The sequence below is a fragment of the Candidatus Eisenbacteria bacterium genome (assembly GCA_035577985.1).
GTDB lineage: Bacteria > Desulfobacterota > Binatia > DP-6 > DP-6 > DATJZY01.
Genome location: DATJZY010000061.1, coordinates 26,336 through 43,770, shown reverse-complemented (window position 1 = coordinate 43,770; position 17,435 = coordinate 26,336). Strand labels below are relative to the sequence as shown.

Below are 17,435 nucleotides of genomic sequence, written 5' to 3'. Positions count from 1 at the left end.
GCCGCGGATCGTCGCCAGAGCCGGCCTACTTCCCGATCCCCAGCCGCGACAGCAGGCCGTCGACGACGTGCGTCAGCTTGAACTCGCCGAGGAAGTCCTCCAGGCGCGCGATCCCGGTCGACGCGGTGAAGCGGCGGAAGAGGTCGGCGGCGTCGAACGCGCGCCGCAGGCCGGCCGCCTCGAAGCAGTGCGGTTTCCCTTCGGCGTAGAGCCGGGCGTCGAGACGCTTCCACTCGTCGAACTCGCGCGGCTCCTCGAGCGGCCAGACGCCGGCGCGCGACGCCGTCGATGCCGCGCGATCCAGGATGGCATTCGCAGCGCGCCGGCCGGCTTCGCACGCACCCTCCATCGAGGCGAGGTCGGTGTGCGTGCGCACGTAATCCGACGCGAAGCAGAGGTTCGGGACCGCGCTCGCCGCCTCCGGACGCAGCGCCCACGCGCCGGGCGGATGGATCAGAAGGCGCGACGAATTCCTCGGCGGCACCCCGTTCGAATAGTCGAGATCCGAGTCCAGGTGCCAGGAGTGCAGGAGATCGTCGGTCAGCAACTGCTGATCCGGGCCGCGGCCGTTGAGTGCCGCCTTCAGCTGGCCCCACACCTCGGTCTTGATCTCGTCCGGTGTGCACTCCCGCGCCGTCTTGCCCACGAACATGCCCTCCGTCCCCCAGTCGGAGATGTCGACCGACAGGAGCCCGCCGACCTCGCCGTCGCCGTAGTGGCGCCGGAAGAGCCCCACCGTCTCCCGCCAGAACTGCGGCTGCGAGATGGCGGTGAGCGACCAGCGCGAATTCGGGAAGGCGACGTGGCCGCGCACGAGCGGCACGTCCTCGTAGAGGTAGAACTGCATCCCCACCATCCACGAGACGAGCCGGTCGACGTCGGCCGTTCGCAGGCGTTCGCACTGGGGGTCGAGGGCAGCGAGGTCGGCCGACATGAGCGCGTGCGCCGCCTCGATCGGAACGGCGAGCACGTAATGATCGCCCGTCGCGACGGCGCCGCTCGCGAAGCGGGCGCCGGCGATCCGCCCATCCGCGACGCCGAGCCCGGTGCACGTTTCGCCCGGATGGAACTGGACGCCGAGGCTGCGCAGGTGCGCCGTCCACGGGTCGATCCACATCTCGGTCGTGGGCCCGCCCATGGTGCGGTCGTTGTCGGCGCCGCCGCTCGCGAAGTCGAGCACGAGCTGGATCGTGATGGTCCCGTTCACGCGCGCGTTGCCCTGCTTGCTGTCCATCGCGACCAGCAGGCGCGGGCCCGCCTTCAAGAGGCTTCGGAACCGGTCGGAGTACCGCTCGCCCTCGAGGTAGTCCCACCACGACATCTGCTCGTACTGGCCGAGCCGCCTCTCGTCGCACGAGGTCGCGAATTGCATCAGCTTCAGGCCGAACATCCCGACGTCGGGGGTGTCGAAGGCGAAGTCCTGAAAGAAGAGCTGCAGCGCTTCCAGCAGCTCGTAGGGTCGCGCGACGCTGCGGCGACGAAACCGCGACAACGTGTCGTCGTCGACCATGGCGACCGCCGCCTCGGCACACGGACGCAGCCGGCTGTCGACGGTGCGCCCGGCAGCGCCTGGGATCGGCGTGCGCGCCATGGTGTCGATCACGTGGCGGTAGAAGCGCGGATAGAACCGGAAGCCGTGCTCGCCCGGAAGGTCGCGCCGACCGTGCGTTCCCGTGCCGGCGACCGGCTGCGAGCGTGCCTTGCCGCCCCAGGCCTCGCGCGCGTCGTAGACGTGCACCTCGAAGCCGCGCTCGGCGAGCTCGTGCGCCACGGTGAGCCCGCCCACGCCTCCCCCGACGACGATCACCCTGGTCATCCGGTCCTCCTGGTGAGATCCACGACGAGCGCCGCCAGCAGGACACCGGCCGCGACGCCGAACGCGACGGGAATCCACGCGGGGCTGCGCTCCGCGGTCGCCGTGAGCCCACTCGCGAGGAGCGCGAAGCCCGCCGCGACGACCAGGGCGAGACGCCGCCCGATGCGCCGCACGGTCGCTTCGAGGGACTCCGAGCGGAAGGCCACCTCGAGTCGCTGGCCGGGACGCACGCCCGCCAGGCGTTCCAGCGCATCGAAGAGGCGGAGCGCGCGGACGCGGAGCTTCTGGGCCTGGTAGAAGAGGGCCTTGGGATCGGTCGTCGCGCCCATCCCCTGCAGCATCGATCGCATGAGGTAACGCCCCGCGACCTCGAACGGATCGGCGTCGGGATCGAGCTGCGCCGCGACCATCTGCATCTGCGCCAGGGTCTTCGCCGTGAGCGTGAGCGACGCGGGCAGCGGCACGCCGTGGCGGAACGAGACCTCCGCCATGCCCTGGAGCAGCGGCCCCAACCGGATGTCCTTGAGGGACGCGCCGCGACACGTCTCGACCAGCGCCCGGATCTCGCGCGTGAACGCGTCGGCGTCGAGGTCGCCGCGGCCGGCGACGCCGGAGAGCATGACGCTGAGATCCGTGATGAACGCGGCATCGCCCTGCCAGAGCGCCAGCAGGAGGAGCATCATCAGCTCCCGCATGTCCGCGTCGACCTCGCCGACCATGCCGAGGTCGAGGAAGTAGAGTCGCTCCTCCGAGGGTTGCCACATGAGATTTCCGGGGTGGGGGTCGGCGTGGAAGAAGCCGTCGACGAGGATCTGCTTGTAGAAGGACTCGAGGAGCTGCCTCGCCGTCTCCTTGCGGAGCGGACCGGACGGAACCGCCGTCGCGGGTGCGCCGCCGACGTCCCCCATCACCAGGAGCCGCGTCGTCGACAGGTCGGCGTGGATGCGCGGGACGGCGAGGCGCGGGAAGTCCGCGATGGCGGCGCGCAGCCGCTCCCCATTCCGCGCTTCCAGCTTGAAGTCGAGCTCGCGATGGAGCGACGTCGACAGGTGCTCGAAGACGACGCGCAGGTCGAGCACTCCCTGCCGCGTGCCGACGGCGTTCGCGAAGACCTGGAGCAGCGCGAGATCCTGCTCGATCAGGTCCTTCGCGTCGGGACGCTGGACTTTCACCACCACCTTCTCGCCGCTCGCGAGCGACGCCCGGTGCACCTGGGCGATCGTCCCCGCGGCGAGGGGCTTCGGTTCGATCGTCTCGAATACGTCTTCCCATGGCACGCCGAGGTCCTGCTCCATCACGCGGACCACCTGCTCTTCGGTGAGCGGCGGGACGTGATCCTGGAGCTGGGCGAGCTCGTCGACGAACTCGGGCGGCAGCAGGTCGGGTCGCGTCGAGAGGATCTGCCCGAGCTTTGCGAAGGTGGGGCCGAGCTCCGCGAGCGCGGTGCGCAGGCGCTTCGCCTGCCGGCGCCGCCCGAGGGTGCCCTCCTCGTCCGGACGCCCGAACAGCTCGCGCAACCCGTGCTTGGCGAACACCGCCGCGATGGTCGCGCCCCGGGCGACGAGATGCGGCTGCGGCTCTGCGTCGGGCGCCAGCGGCATGGTCGCCAGCGCCGGCGCGGTCTCGCCCGACGCAAAGCTGTTGACGATGATCACCGTGCAGCGGGCGTTGTGGCTGATCCGGTTGGGCACGTTCCCGAGCAGGAACTCCTTGCGCCCCACCATCCCGGCATTGCCGACCACGAGGACGTCGATCGCGTCCTCGGCGGCCGCACGCACGATCGCCATCGCCGGATCCTCGTCGACGACCACCCGACCGCGCCCGCGATCGCCGGCAATCCGCCGCGCGTGACGGACGAGGTCGTCGGCGACGGCCTGCGTGCGCTCGGCCGCTCCCGGGTCGGTGTCGGCGGGATGATGCGGCACGATCACCTGGACCACGTGCAGCGCGGCGCCGTAGCGCTGGGCGAAGTCGGCCGCCCACCGGACCGCCCGCTCGGCGGCCTCCGAGCGATCCGTCCCGACCATGACGCGGCGCGGACCCGACGTTCCGCGCGGATCGATGCCTGGGATGTCGGACGCCACGCGCGCGGTTCTCCCTGCCTCGCTGCCGGCCCGGCTTTACGGCCAGGCTGCAGCGCCCGTCAAGAGCACCGCGCGGGTCAGGGGGCCACTGGGCAGAGGTTCATGCGTTCACGACCCGCGAGACCTCGACGGCGTCGTGTGTCTCCGACAGCCCGAGCGCCGCGAGGGTCTTGGGTCCGGCGAGCCCGTCGACGGCGAGACCGTGGCGGCGCTGGAAGTCGCGGATCGCCTCCCGCGTCGCCGGACCGGTGACGCCGTCGACGACGAGCGAGGCGCCGTTGCGGTTGAGGGCACGCTGCAGATCCTCGGTCGAGGGGGCCATCCAGCCGGCGGTGTACTTGGCGTACGCGGCCGCGATCTTCTCGTCGTAGTGGTTCTGCCGGTAGCCGGGTCCGTTGTAGCCGCGCGCGAAATCCGCCCAGCGCCGGTCGCGTAGCTCGTCGTCGAGCTTGTTCGTGACCACGAAGCCGACGAACGCCTGCAGGTGCGCGCCCTCCGAGACGAGCTGCGCGTCGACGTACGACTCGACGTCGAGGAAGCCGCATGCCCGATGGTTCGTGCCGAGGATCTGGAACATGCCCCAGCTGGTCGCCTTCAACGCGGCCGTGCGGTCGAGGCGGATGGCCTTGGCGAGCCGCGTGTACTCCCCGCCGCCACCTTTGTAGTTGCGCACCCAGGTCGGGGTCGAGATGTCCGCGTTCGCGTCGTAGATGCCGCGCGTCAGCTCGTGGAACAGCCGCGACTCGAAGAGGATCTTCGGTCGCTTGTCGGGAAGGAACCCCGAGCGCCCGCCGGACTCGACCTCGGCGACGGAGCGGACGGCCGCCACGTCGCAGAACAGGCGCGCCGCCGCGGCCTCGAAGTCGCCCTTCGCCAGCCTCTTCGCCTGCCCTCGAAACGTGGTCGTGGCCATGCGGGCTCGCCGAGCAACGGGTGTGCCACGGACGTTGCCCGACCGGGCCAGCAACGGCTCGCGGGACCGTCCAGCGTGGTGGACGTCGTGTCCGTCGCGCTGGACGCGGGGCCGACGGCCGGTTCTTCGCGGCGCGACGCTCGGCTATATGTGCCGGCCACAGGGAGGGTCTCCGATGTCGCTTGCCATGAGCCGCGCCGAGCGCGAGGCGTTCCTCGCCGGGACGCACGTGGCCATCGTCAGCATCGCCGAAGAGGGCCGCGGCCCGCTCACGGTCCCCGTGTGGTATCGCTACGCGCCGGGCGGCGAGGTGCGCTTCGCGACCGGATGCGACTCCCGAAAGGAGCGGCTTGTGAGGCGCGCCGGCCGGGCGAGCCTCTGCGTGCAGACCGAGAGGCCGCCATATCTCTACGTGAGCGTCGAGGGGCCGACCACCATCGACGTCGTCGATTTCGAGCGCGATACGCGCGAGATGGCGCTGCGCTACCTCGGCCCGAAGATGGGCGAGGCGTACCTCGCGTCGGTGTATCCGGACGGCACCACGAGCGAGGTCCTCGTCCGCCTTCGGCCGGAGCGCTGGTGGAGCGCCGACTTCCGGAAGTTCGGAGGCGCGGGCTGATGCCCGAGGTCGCGAGCGCCCCCGAGGCCGGCGCGCCGCTCGATCCCGCCGAATGGGAACGGAAGGACTTCACCGAACGCGTCCGCATCGCCACCAACGCCTACGTGCTCACGGGCCTCGGGTATCCGCCGCCGGTCTACGTCTTCCACGCGGTGAAGCTCGCGCTCTTCGTCGCTGGGTGGATGTTCTTCTGCCGCTTCACGCCGGGGCTCGGCACCGTGTCCGGCTTCACGACGTGGATCTTCGAACCGACCGCGTTCCAGAAGGCGTTCCTCTGGGCGAGCCTCGTCGAGGTGATGGGCTTCGGCTGCATGAGCGGGCCGCTCGGGCTCCGCATCTGGCCACCGTTCACGGCATGGCTGCACTTCCTGCGCCCCGGCACGACCAAGCTCGCGCCGTTTCCGAATCTGCCCGTCTTCGGCGGGACGACCCGCACCGGGCTCGACGTGGTCCTCTATGCCGCCCTCGTCGCCGCGCTCGCCCGCTCGCTCGTGCAGCCGGAGGTCACCGCCGCGCACCTCCTTCCGATCGTCGTGCTGCTGCCGCTGTGCGGCCTCGGCGACAAGACGATCTTCCTCGCCGCGCGCGTCGAGCACCACTTCGCGATGATCGTGTGCTTCCTCGCCGCGGGCACCTGGATCGCCGCGTGCAAGTGGGTGCAGCTCGCGATCTGGTTCTGGGCGGGCGTCTCCAAGCTCACGGTGGCATTCGGGTACGTCGTCCCGATCATGACCGCGAACAACCCGCTCCTGAAGAGCGGCGCGCTGCGCCGGCGCCTGTTCGTCTCGTACCCCGACGACCTCCGGCCATCGCGGCTCGCCAAGGCGATGGCGCACGCGGGCACGTTCCTCGAGTTCGCGACGCCGCTGACGCTCGTCTTCGTCACGCACGCGGGGCCGCTCCTCTACCTCGGGATCGGCTTCGCGCTCCTGCTGCACGGGTTCATCCTCAGCAATCTGCCCATCGCGGCCGTGTTCGAGTGGAACGTCCTCAGCATCTACGCCGCCTTCTTCCTGTTCGTCGGTCACCCGGAGGTGAGCCTCTTCTCGGTCGGATCGGGGCCGCTCGCGCTCTACCTCGTGGTCGCGCTGCTGGTGCTGCCGCTGGTCGGCAACCTCGCGCCGTCGCGCGTCTCGTTCCTGGTGTCGATGCGCTACTACGCCGGCAACTGGGCGTGGAACGCGTGGCTGTTCCGCAACCACGGCTACAAGAAACTCCAGGGGCTCAAGCGCGCCGCGCCGTTGCTGCGCGAGCAGCAGGAGCGCTTCCTCGGCGCCGACCAGGCCGTGCTCGCCGATTCCGCGCTGCTCGCCTTCCGCACCCTGCACCTGCAGGGCCGCATCCTCGGCATGCTGCTGCCGAAGGCGATCGGCGGACGCCCCTTCCGCGACTACACCTACGTCGACGGCGAGGTCGTCGCGGCGTCGGTCGTCGGCTGGAACTTCGGTGAGGGGCATCTCGCCGACCAGCGCCTCGTCGCCGCCGTGCAGGCGCAGTGCGGCTTCGAGGACGGCGACCTGCGCGTCATCTGCGTCGAGGCGCAGCCGATCCTCGGCTCGACGCTGCACTGGCGGATCGTGGACGCGAAGCGGGGCATCCTCGAGGAGGGCGACGCGGAGCTGTCGGACCTCGCCACGCGCAAGCCCTGGGACTACGGGGAGAGCTGACCTCCGTGGACGACGCCGTCATCGTCGGCTCGGGCCCGAACGGGTTCGCCGCCGCGATCGAGCTCGCGCGAGCGGGAGCCTCCGTCCGGATCCTCGAGGCGCGCGACGAGATCGGTGGCGGCACCCGGACCGCGGCGCTGACGCTGCCGGGGTTCGCGCACGACGTGTGCTCCGGGTGTCATCCGATGGCGGTGCTGTCACCGTGGTTCCGCGGCGTGCCGCTCGCCGAGCACGGCCTCCGGTGGATCCATCCGCCCGCGTCCGTCGCGCATCCGCTCGACGGCGAGCCGGCCGTGCTGCTGCGGCGATCGCTCGGCGAGACCGCGAGCGACCTCGGCTCCGACGCCCGCGCCTACGAGACGTTCTTCGCGCCGTTCCTGCGCGCGCCGCACGAGCTGCTCGCCGATCTTCTCGCGCCGCTGCGCGTCCCGCAACATCCGCTCCGGCTCGCCCGCTTCGGGCTCCCGGGCCTGCTGCCCGCGACCTCGGCGTTCCGCGCCCGCTTCCGGGGCGAGCGGGCCCGCGCCCTGCTCGCCGGGTGCGCGGCGCATTCGATCCTGCCGCTCGAGCGACCGCTCACCGCGGCGGTCGGCACGATCTTCGCGCTGACCGGGCACGTCGAGGACTGGCCGGTCGCCGCCGGCGGCTCGCAGGCGATCGCCGCCGCGCTCGCGTCGTACTTCCGTGCGCTCGGCGGCCGGATAGAGACCGGACGCTGCGTGCGATCGCGCGCCGATCTGCCACCCGCGCGCGCCGTCCTCTTCGACACGAGCCCTTCGCAGGTGGCGGACGTGTGCGAGCCGATCCTGCCGGCGTCGTACGTGGCGCGCCTGCGGCGCTACCGCTATGGCCCGGGCGTCTTCAAGCTCGACTGGGCGCTCGACGGCCCCATCCCCTGGCGGGACCCGCGCTGCCTCGACGCGTCGACGGTGCACCTCGGCGGCACGCTCGGCGAGATCGCCGCCGCCGAGGCCGCCGTGTGGCGCGGCGAGCATCCGGAGCGGCCCTTCGTCCTGGTCGTCCAGCAGAGCCAGTTCGACGCCTCGCGCGCTCCGTCAGGCCAGCACACGGGGTACGCCTACTGTCACGTGCCGCCCGGATCCACCGCGGATCTGACCCCGGTCGTCGAGCGGCAGGTCGAGCGCTTCGCACCCGGCTTCCGCGATCGCATCCTCGCGCGCCACGTCCTGCGCACCGCGGATCTCGAGCGCGACAACCCCAACTACGTCGGCGGCGCGATCACGGGAGGCGTCGCCGACCTGGCGCAGTTCTTCACGCGCCCGGTGGCGCGGCTCGACCCGTACTCGACGCCGAACCCGCGCGTCTTCATCTGCTCGGCCTCGACGCCGCCCGGCGGCGGCGTCCACGGCATGTGCGGCTACTTCGCGGCGCGCAGCGCCCTGCGGCGGCTCGCGCGCCTTCCGGGGGCGCTGGCCCCGCTGTGAGTACGCTCAGGCCGGGAGCGCTCGATCGAGGATCGTCGCGAGCACGCGCTCGACGGTCGCGCTCGGCGACGCGCCGCCGATGCCACGCAGCACGAAGCGATCCCGGATCCGGCCGGCGACCGTGTTGATCTCGATCGCCACCGGAAAGAGCCCGACGCCGGAGAGCTTGGCCAGCAGGCGACCCAGGAAGCCGATCTGGTCGGAACCTTCGACGGTGAGCTCGAGGCTGCCGTCGCTCGTGCGCGCGATCACCCAGCGGGAGAGCTGCGGCGCCTCGGCCACCGTGGCCTCCACGGGCTGCCGGGTCATGGACTCGTAGTCGAGGCGCGCCGGCGGCGTCTCCGTGCCGGCAAAATCGAGATCGAACTCGGCACGCCAGTGACGCTGGTCGCCGCGCGTCGCGCGTCCCGCGACGATCGAAACCCCTTCGCGGGAGAGCCCCGAGAACGGCGACAGGACCCAGTGCGGGTTTGCGCTGCGACCCTCGAGCCTCAGCTGGTGGAGACCCTCCGCGAGCGGCTGCACCGTGGCGTTCATGCGTCGCGGGCGGAATGGGCAAACCCCGGGCCAGGTCCGGCGCATGCGGTGCCAAGGTACTCGGTGTCGGGAATTTGACCGCGACCGCGATATCACGTCCGCCAGGCGGGCAGCGATCGTACCGCGGCCAGGGAGAGGAGCGGCGGCACCGCGAACAGGACGTAGCACGCGGATCGCTCCCAGCCGCTCGCGAGCAGCAGCCCGGCCACGTACGGACCCAGCACGGCGCCGCCGCGACCGATCCCGATCGCCCAGCCGATCGCCGTGGTCCGAACCTGCGGCGCGTAGAGCCGCGGCGCCATGGCGTAGAGCCCGACCATCGACCCGAAGATGAAGAATCCGATCATCGCGGCGGCGGCGAGCCGCGCCGGCAGGCTCCCCGCGAGCGCGGCGAACAGCACGAACGCGACCGTGCACGCGGCCATGTAGATCGAGACGAGGCGGCGCAAGCCGAGCTGCGCCGACGCCCAGCCGAGGAGCCCGGCGCCGACGATGCCGCCGACGTTCATGAGGACGCCTCCCGACACGCCGCGCCCGACCGACAGGCCGGAGGCGACCAGGATCTGCGGCGTCCAGGTGAGCGCGAAGTAGAAGCTCGCCATCACCATGAAGAACGCCACCCAGAGCAGGATCGTCGTCGTGCGGTGCTCCGGCGAGAACAGCTCTTCCACCTGCGCGCGCAACGACGGCGTCGTGCGCGCGTCCGCGGCCGGCAGCGCGTCGAGCGCGGGGCGGCCCATTCGAGCGAGCAGCGCGTTGGTGCGCTCGAGCGCGCCGTCGGGACGGCGGGTGACGAGGTAGTCGAACGACTCGGGCAACCGCCACAGCACGACCGGGACGAGCATCGTCGACGCGAGCCCGCCTGCGACGAATACGGCCCGCCAGCCATACGACGCGAGGAGGCCCACCGCGATCGATCCGCCGATGGTGGCCCCGATCGGGTAGCCGGTCTGCAGGAGGCTCACCGCGAAGTCGCGCCAGCGCAGCGGGGAGTATTCGGCGACGATCGTGTTGAGGCTCGCGAGCGCGCCGCCGATGCCGAGGCCCGTGAGCGCGCGCATCGCGGCGAGCTGCCTGACGTCGGCGGCGGCGGCCGACGCGCACATGCCCGCGCTGAGGACGACCAGGCAGACGACGATCACGGGCCGCCGGCCGATGCGGTCGGCGAACGGGGCGATGAAGAGGGAGCCGGCCATCATGCCGGCCAGGCCCGCGCTGAAGAGGAGCCCCAGCGCATCGTCCGGAACCGACCAGTCGCGTGCGATCGCGGGCGCCGTGAACGCGATCGCGAGCACGTCGAACCCGTCGAGCATGTTGACGACCAGGCAGATCGCGATGGCCGCGATCTGGAACGGGCTCATGGGGCCGTCGTCGATCGTGCGTCGCAGGTCCACGACGACGCGGAGTGTGCCGGCCCGCGGCGTTCAGCTCAACGCGGCGAGCGACGTCACCGGAGCTGCGCCTGCAGGCCCATCGACAGCCCCGCGGGCCCGGGCAGGTTCATGCCCGAGTCCACCGTCGAGTTGCCCGTTCCGGACACGCAGGCGGTCCCGCCGGCGATGCCAGTGTGCGGCTGGCCGTCGCGCAGATCGCCGAAGGTCGAGCCACGGACCTCGATGTAGCGGGCGGTCCCCGTGCGGCCGCGGAAGGCGCCGCGCGTCGCTTGCCCCAGCAGACCCTGGGCCGGCGACGGCAGGCAGAACGCGCCGCGCGAGTCGGCCACCGTGGAGGTGCTCGTCGTCTGGTGCGTGAGCGTCACGCTGAGCGTGGCCGCCGGCGTTCCGGGCGGCGGGCAGTCGACCGACGTCCCGGTCGAGCTGTCGACCGTGCACGAGTGGCCGTTGTTGGGGCCGCCTCGGCACACGCCGCTCGAGCAGATCGGGCATTCCTGGACGCCGGGGGTGCCGGAGTCGAGGTCGCCGTTCAGGTACACGGCGACGCGAAGCGGCAGGGTCACGTCGAGCGCACCGGTGGTCGCGTTGAGGGTGCCGGACACCGCCGGCGACGGTGCGATCGTCGTCACGTAGCAGCCGTTCAGGTTCGAGCGCAGCGTGTTCTGCATCGGCACCGGCGCGCCGAAGCTGCAGCCGGGCGCGGTACAGCGACCCACGTCGCCGGTCTCGGCCGCCGTCGACGCACCGAGTGGCATGGCGGTCTGCGTGCCGCAGCTCGTCACGTGGAAGACGGACGACACGCCGGCCGGCAGCGGGATCAGATCGGCGCGCGACGATCCGCCGCCCAGGTACATCGTGTTGCAGTGCAGGAACGCATCGGTGAGCGCGAAGGGACGCAGGTCACGACCGGTACCGCTCTGGTCGTTGTTGATGCGGCCGCACGAGCCGCTCATCGAGACCATCGTCAGGGTGAGATTCGGGCAGCAGGTGCAGCTCGCCGTGCAGCCGGAGGTGGCACCGCACGTCCCGTGGTCGTTGCGATCGCACTGCTCGCCGCAGTTCGCGATGCCGTCGCCGCACGTGGTGACGGTCTCGGAGCAGCCGCCCGCGCCGTTGCAGGTGTCGGGCCCGCAGGCGTCGCCGTCGTCGCACCGCATGGTCGTGGGCTCCGGCGGATGCATGCAGCCGCCGCTGCCGTCGCACACGTCGCGCGTGCAACCGTTGCCGTCGTAGCACAGCGTCGGCGCGATCATGCCCGCCGGCATGTTGTTCGCCAGGCACGCGCCCGTGCTGTTGCAGGTGTCGGGCAGCGTGCAGTCGTTGCCGACCGTGCTGCCGCAGAAGAAGCCGACGGGCTGCAGCGGATGCTGGCAGCCGCCGGCGCCGTTGCACTGGTCGGCCGTGCAGGGGTTGGCGTCCCCGCACAGGGTCGGCGCGATCGTTCCCTGCGGGGTGTTGTTGGCGAGGCAGGTCCCCGTGCCGCTGCATTGGTCGGGCCCGTTGCAGTCGTCCGAGCGCATGTCGCCGCACAGCGTGCCGGGCGCCGAGAACGGGTTCTGGCATCCGCCGGTGCCGTTGCAGAGGTCGCGCGTGCAGGGGTTGCCGTCGTTGCAGAGCGTCGGAGCGACCGTGCCGGCGACCATGTCGTTGGTGAGGCACTGGCCGGTCGCGTTGCAGCGGTCGGGCAACGTGCAGTCGTTGCCGACGATGCTGCCGCAGAGCGTTCCGGACGGCAGGAGCGGATGCTGGCACCCGCCGGTTCCGTTGCACTGGTCGGCGGTGCACGGGTTGTTGTCGGCGCAGAAGGTCGGCGCGATCGTGCCCGCAGCCATGTCGTTCGGCGCGCAAACGCCCGTCGCGTTGCAGGTGTCGGGCAGCGTGCAGTCGTTGCCGGTCTTGTCGCCGCAGACCGTCCCCACCGGCATCAGCTGGCAGGTCGAGCTGCAGCAGACGCCGCCGTCGCACGTCTCGCCGGCCTCGACGATCCCGTTGCCGCACACCGAGGCGGTCGCGTTCGCGAAGCCGCGCTTCAAGCGGACGCGGCAGGCCTTCCGGCATTCGCGGGCGCGCTTCCCGCACGCGCGCACGTCGCCCAGCTCCTCCGCCCGGCAGGTCTTCGCATCGGCCCGGCAGTCGTGCAGACACGTCGACGCGGCGGACACCACGCCCGGGAGCCAGAGCCCCAGGGCGAGCGCGAGGGTCGCGATGCGGGCGGCACGGCCGCTGCGAGGCATGGCGGCGTGCCTTGCAAGGGACTTGCCGATCAAAAGTGTGCTCCGACGCTTGCGAAAGCAGGGCCGACCGTCGCAAAAGCGTCGGTCCGTCACGCGCACACCCCTTGCGGGGCGGCACCCGTTCCCTCTCTCCCGCCGGATTTGGTAGGCCCCTGGCGCGCCTGGGATGAATCGACCGCTCGCCGATGCCCCCATCACCGAGGACGACGCGTTCCTCGCCGCCGCGCTCGAGCACGCGAGCGTACCGACGCTGCTCATGTCGATCGTCCACCTGACCGGCGACGCGTCGATCCTGGACGGACCGATCCGGCCGCAACGCACGATGCCGGGCGACGTCGACGGGGGGCTGTCCGACGCCGACCGGGCCGCCGTGCGGTCGATGGCGCTCGCGGCGCTGCGCGCCCATCGCGATCGCGGCGGCACGCTGCCGCCACCTCCGTCACCGGCGACCATTCGCAGCATGATGAGCTTCATGGTCGGCGAAGAGGTTCCCGACGAGTACGTCCCGATGTTCCTGGAGGAGATGGCGCTCGATGGCGCCGACGCCCGCGGCGTCGCTTGGGACGGTGTGCCGGCGGAGCGCCGTGAGCGCTTGCGCGTCGTCGTCATCGGCGCCGGCATGTCGGGCCTGCTGGCCGCGATCCGGCTCGAGCAGGCCCGGATCCCATACGTCGTGCTGGAGAAGAACGAGGGAGTCGGCGGCACCTGGCTCGAGAACAGCTATCCGGGGTGCCGCGTCGACGTCGCCAACCACTTCTATTGCTACTCGTTCGAGCCGAACCACGACTGGCCGGAGTTCTTCTCGCAGCGAAACGAGCTGCGCGACTACTTCGAGCGGTGCGCCGATCGCTACGGTGTGCGGGCGCGCATCCGCTTCGGCACCGAGGTCCTCGCGGCGCGCTGGAACGACGCCGAGGCCCGGTGGGAGCTGCGGATCCGATCCCGGGGCCGGGAGGAGACGCTCCTCGCCAACGCGATCGTCAGCGCCGTCGGGGCCCTCAACCGCCCTCGCCTCCCCGACATTCCCGGACGCGAGTCGTTCGCCGGTCCCGCGTTCCATTCGGCCGAGTGGCAGCACCAGCACGACCTCGCCGGCAAGCGCGTCGCGGTGATCGGCACGGGCGCGAGCGCCTTCCAGCTCGCGCCCGAGATCGCCAAGACGGCGCGCCGCCTCATCGTCTTCCAGCGCTCGCCGCCGTGGATGGTGCCGAACCCGCGCTACCACGCGAAGATCGGCGATGCGAAGAAGTGGCTCCTGCGGCACGTGCCGTACTATGCGCGCTGGTATCGCTTCCTGCTCTTCTGGCCCGGCTCGGACGGTTTGATGCCGTCGCTCGTCGTCGACCCCGAGTGGCCGCACCCCGAGCGGTCGGTCAACGCCATGAACGACGCCATGCGCGAGTTCTTCACGCAGTACATGGCCGAGCAGATCGGCGACGACCCGGAGCTGCTCGCCAAGGTCGTGCCGCGCTACCCGCCGTTCGTGAAGCGCATGCTGCAGGACGACGGAACCTGGCTCGCGACGCTGAAGCGCGACAACGTCGACCTCGTCGTAGAGCCGATCGCGGAGATCACGTCCCGCGGCGTGCGCTGCGCGGACGGCGCGGAGCACGTCGTCGACGCGATCATCTACGCGACCGGCTTCCACGCGAACCGATTCCTGTGGCCGATGGAGATCGCCGGGCGCAGCGGTGCCACGCTGCGCGAGGTATGGGGCGACGAGCCGCGCGCCTACCTCGGCATCACCGTCCCGGACTTCCCGAATCTCTTCTGTCTGTACGGACCCGGAACCAATCTCGCGCACGCCGGCAGCATCATCTTCCACTCCGAGTGCCAGGTCCGTTACGTGATCGGCTGCCTGGCGACGCTGCTGCGCGGAGGGTTCTCGGCCATGGAGTGCCGGCGCGACGTCCACGACGCGTACGCCGCGCGTTTCGACGCACGCCACGACACGATGGTGTGGTCCCACGCAGGCACCGGGAGCTGGTACAAGAACGCCCGTGGCCGCGTGCTGACGACCTCGCCCTGGCGGCTCGTCGACTACTGGGCCTGGACCCGCACGCCGGGGCCGGGCGACTACGACCTCCGTTGAGGCCGCTCTCGCCAGGAGAAGCCGTCGCGACGCTCGCCCAAATGAGCGAACGCTCGCCGTCGAGCTGAGCGACCACGACGGGGCGGGCGCGTTCCGTGCAACCTCCGATCTGCGCAAGACACGCCGACGTCTTGTGCAGAGCACCCGGGCGCTGATCGCGTACGCCCACGACCTCGCCGGCCTCGCGGCGCGAAGGAAGCTCGACGGGAACCTGCGCGCGACCCCGGTCGCGGCCGGAGACTCAGTCCTGGCCGACACGAAGAAGCTTCGCGGCGCCGTCTGCCGCCCCGACGACGCGCCGAGCGGGTCAAGCGGATCGCGGCCTCAGCCCAGCCGGTTGGCCCGGGATCGGAGTGCCTAGCGGATGGGCGCGGGCGCCCGTTCCTTGTGCACCCCTCCGCGCGTGAAGCACCGAAATCGCGCGCGGCCACGACCGCCCGGCGTGGGAATCCCACCGCCGGGGGCATCGCGCTCCACCCCGCGAAGGTTGGCACCCCCGTTGCTCTCCCGGGCGGCGGAGAGGTGACGCGATGAAGAAGATCGAAGCGATCATCAAACCCTTCAAGCTCGACGACGTGAAGGACGCGCTGGCCAAGGCCGGCGTGCAGGGTCTCACCGTGACCGAGGTGAAGGGCTTCGGCCGCCAGAAGGGTCACACCGAGCTCTACCGGGGCGCAGAGTACGTCGTCGACTTCCTGCCCAAGGTGAAGGTCGAGATCGTGCTCGACGAAGCGAAGGTCGCCCAGGTGACCGAGGTGATCGAGAAGGCCGCACGGACGGGCAGCATCGGCGACGGGAAGATCTTCGTCCTTCCCATCGACGAGGCGCTCCGCATCCGGACCGGCGAACGCGGCGGCAACGCCGTCTGAATCCAGCTCACGTGCAGAGACTAGGGGGTGTCTTCATCATGATGGAACTCGCAAAGCGAACGTGCGGAGTGTTGCTGCTCGCGTCGGTGCTCGCGCCGGCGCTGGCGAGCGTGGCGCGGGCGGAGGACGCCCCGTCGCTGCCGGCGTACTTCACGGCGACGAACGCCGACGCCGAAAAGCCGACCTGGCCCGACCCGACGGGGGCGGCATCAGGTGTCTGGGCGACGCCTGCCGGCGACGGCAAGGGTGACGTGCCGAGCGGCCTCGCCCTCGGCGACGTCTACGATCGCGTCGTGCACAACCTCTTCGCGATCAACTACGTCTGGGCGCTGGTCACCGGCTTCCTCGTCATGTTCATGCAGGCCGGCTTCATGTTCGTCGAGACGGGCCTCTGCCGCGCGAAGAACGCAGCCCACACCTCGGCGATGAACTTCATGATCTACCCGCTCGGTTGCATCGCCTTCTGGGCCTACGGCTTCGCGCTCGGCTGGGGCAACTGGTGGAACGGCCCCGTACCGCCAGGGTGGTATCCCTCGCTCGGCCCCGGCCTGTCGGTGTTGAACAGCGGCGTGGGGCTCGGCGGGGACGGCACGAACAGCGTGTTCACGTACGGTCTCTTCGGCACGAAGGGTTTCTTCCTCACCAGCGCGGTCAACGACACGGCGGTCATGGTCCTCTTCTTCTTCATGATGGTGTTCATGGACACGACCGCCACGATCCCCACCGGTGTCATGGCGGAGCGCTGGGCGTGGAAGAACTTCTTGATCTACGGCCTCTGGGTTGCGCTGCCATACTGCATCTACGCGAACTGGCTGTGGGGCGGCGGGTGGCTCGCTCAGGGCGGCATCAACTGGGGGCTCGGGCACGGCGCGGTGGACTTCGCGGGATCGGGGGTAGTGCACGGGATGGGCGGAATCATAGGGCTCGCCGGCGGAATGGTCCTAGGCCCGCGCATCGGCAAGTACGACTCGAAGGGCAAGCCGCACGCTCTTCCAGGCCACAACGTCCCGATGGTGGTCCTCGGCACGTTCATCCTCGCGTTCGGGTGGTTCGGCTTCAACCCTGGATCGACGCTCGCCGGCACGGATCTTCGCATCAGCTTCATCGTCGTGAACACGTTGCTCGCGAGCATCACCGCTGCGATCGGCGCGCATGTCGCGTTGAGCTTCAAGGGCCTGAAGCCGGACCCGTCGATGCTCTGCAACGGCATGCTCGCAGGGCTGGTCGCCATCACGGCCCCGTGCGCGTTCGTCAATCCGGTGGGTGCGGCCATCATCGGATTCATCGCCGGCCTTCTGGTCGTCTTCAGTGTGTTTTTCTTCGAGAGGGTCGGAGTCGACGACGTCGTGGGCGCCATCTCCGTACACGGCACGAATGGCCTCTGGGGTGTGCTGTCGGTCGGTATCTTCGCCACCGGCGAGTACGGCGCGGGTTGGAACGGTGTCGTGCGCGAGGAGATGGTGAAGATGTACGGCTCGGACGGGGTGCGCGGGCTCCTCTACGGCGACTTCTCCCAGTTCATCATGCAGAGCATCGACTGCATCGTGCTGGCCGTGTTCGGCTTCGTCATGGCGTACGTCTGGTTCAAGGTGAGCAACTTGATCACGCCGATTCGCGTGAGCGCGGAGACGGAGCTCGAGGGGCTCGACGGTCCAGAGATGGGCGCGCACGGCTACCCCGACTTCCAGATCCACCCGGGCCAGGCGCACTAGCCGACGGCTTCGAAATTCGAGACGCAGGCCGGCGGGGACTCCCGCCGGCCTGT

12 protein-coding genes are annotated in these 17,435 nt (G+C 70.7%); 6 read left to right on the top strand and 6 right to left on the bottom strand.

Annotated features, from left to right (window positions below):
* Nucleotides 1–25: 25 nt before the first annotated feature.
* The 3 genes from VMS22_09890 to VMS22_09880 form a co-directional block, all read right to left on the bottom strand.
* Nucleotides 26–1,816 carry an FAD-dependent oxidoreductase gene (locus VMS22_09890; protein HXJ34333.1) on the bottom strand — a complete coding sequence of 597 codons (1,791 nt, stop codon included), beginning with the start codon at nucleotides 1,814–1,816 and terminating at the stop codon, nucleotides 26–28.
* A complete protein-coding gene (locus VMS22_09885) occupies nucleotides 1,813–3,900 on the bottom strand; it encodes an AarF/UbiB family protein (protein HXJ34332.1) in 2,088 nt (695 codons plus the stop codon). The genes VMS22_09890 and VMS22_09885 overlap by 4 nt, the downstream gene beginning before the upstream one ends.
* A 100-nt stretch (nucleotides 3,901–4,000) precedes the next feature.
* The gene (locus VMS22_09880; GenBank protein HXJ34331.1) at nucleotides 4,001–4,813 is read right to left on the bottom strand and encodes an N-acetylmuramidase domain-containing protein; all 813 of its coding nucleotides are present in this window, start codon (nucleotides 4,811–4,813) and stop codon (nucleotides 4,001–4,003) included.
* 175 nt (nucleotides 4,814–4,988) lie between these two features.
* Here VMS22_09880 and VMS22_09875 point away from each other — a divergent pair, with 175 nt between their 5' ends.
* The 3 genes from VMS22_09875 to VMS22_09865 are packed head-to-tail and all read left to right on the top strand — an operon-like array spanning nucleotide 4,989 to nucleotide 8,544.
* Nucleotides 4,989–5,432, top strand: coding sequence for a pyridoxamine 5'-phosphate oxidase family protein (locus VMS22_09875; GenBank protein HXJ34330.1), 444 nt, complete (start codon nucleotides 4,989–4,991; stop codon nucleotides 5,430–5,432).
* A complete protein-coding gene (locus VMS22_09870; GenBank protein ID HXJ34329.1) occupies nucleotides 5,432–7,099 on the top strand; it encodes a DUF3556 domain-containing protein in 1,668 nt (555 codons plus the stop codon). The genes VMS22_09875 and VMS22_09870 overlap by 1 nt, the downstream gene beginning before the upstream one ends.
* Before the next feature lie 5 nt (nucleotides 7,100–7,104).
* A complete protein-coding gene (locus VMS22_09865) occupies nucleotides 7,105–8,544 on the top strand; it encodes an NAD(P)/FAD-dependent oxidoreductase (protein ID HXJ34328.1) in 1,440 nt (479 codons plus the stop codon).
* 6 nt (nucleotides 8,545–8,550) lie between these two features.
* Here the strand turns inward: VMS22_09865 and VMS22_09860 are convergent, their stop codons facing one another.
* From VMS22_09860 to VMS22_09850, 3 genes are all read right to left on the bottom strand, one after another.
* A complete protein-coding gene (locus tag VMS22_09860) occupies nucleotides 8,551–9,081 on the bottom strand; it encodes a hypothetical protein (GenBank protein ID HXJ34327.1) in 531 nt (176 codons plus the stop codon).
* A gap of 92 nt (nucleotides 9,082–9,173) precedes the next feature.
* Complete coding sequence (locus VMS22_09855; GenBank protein ID HXJ34326.1) at nucleotides 9,174–10,442, bottom strand: MFS transporter; 1,269 nt, start codon at nucleotides 10,440–10,442, stop codon at nucleotides 9,174–9,176.
* 86 nt (nucleotides 10,443–10,528) lie between these two features.
* Nucleotides 10,529–12,709, bottom strand: a complete 2,181-nt coding sequence (locus VMS22_09850; GenBank protein HXJ34325.1) for a hypothetical protein — start codon at nucleotides 12,707–12,709, stop codon at nucleotides 10,529–10,531.
* 166 nt (nucleotides 12,710–12,875) lie between these two features.
* Here VMS22_09850 and VMS22_09845 point away from each other — a divergent pair, with 166 nt between their 5' ends.
* From VMS22_09845 to VMS22_09835, 3 genes are all read left to right on the top strand, one after another.
* Complete coding sequence (locus VMS22_09845; GenBank protein ID HXJ34324.1) at nucleotides 12,876–14,801, top strand: NAD(P)/FAD-dependent oxidoreductase; 1,926 nt, start codon at nucleotides 12,876–12,878, stop codon at nucleotides 14,799–14,801.
* 530 nt (nucleotides 14,802–15,331) lie between these two features.
* Nucleotides 15,332–15,670, top strand: a complete 339-nt coding sequence (locus VMS22_09840) for a P-II family nitrogen regulator (protein ID HXJ34323.1) — start codon at nucleotides 15,332–15,334, stop codon at nucleotides 15,668–15,670.
* Nucleotides 15,671–15,708: 38 nt separating this feature from the next.
* Complete coding sequence (locus VMS22_09835; GenBank protein HXJ34322.1) at nucleotides 15,709–17,382, top strand: ammonium transporter; 1,674 nt, start codon at nucleotides 15,709–15,711, stop codon at nucleotides 17,380–17,382.
* Nucleotides 17,383–17,435: the final 53 nt, after the last annotated feature.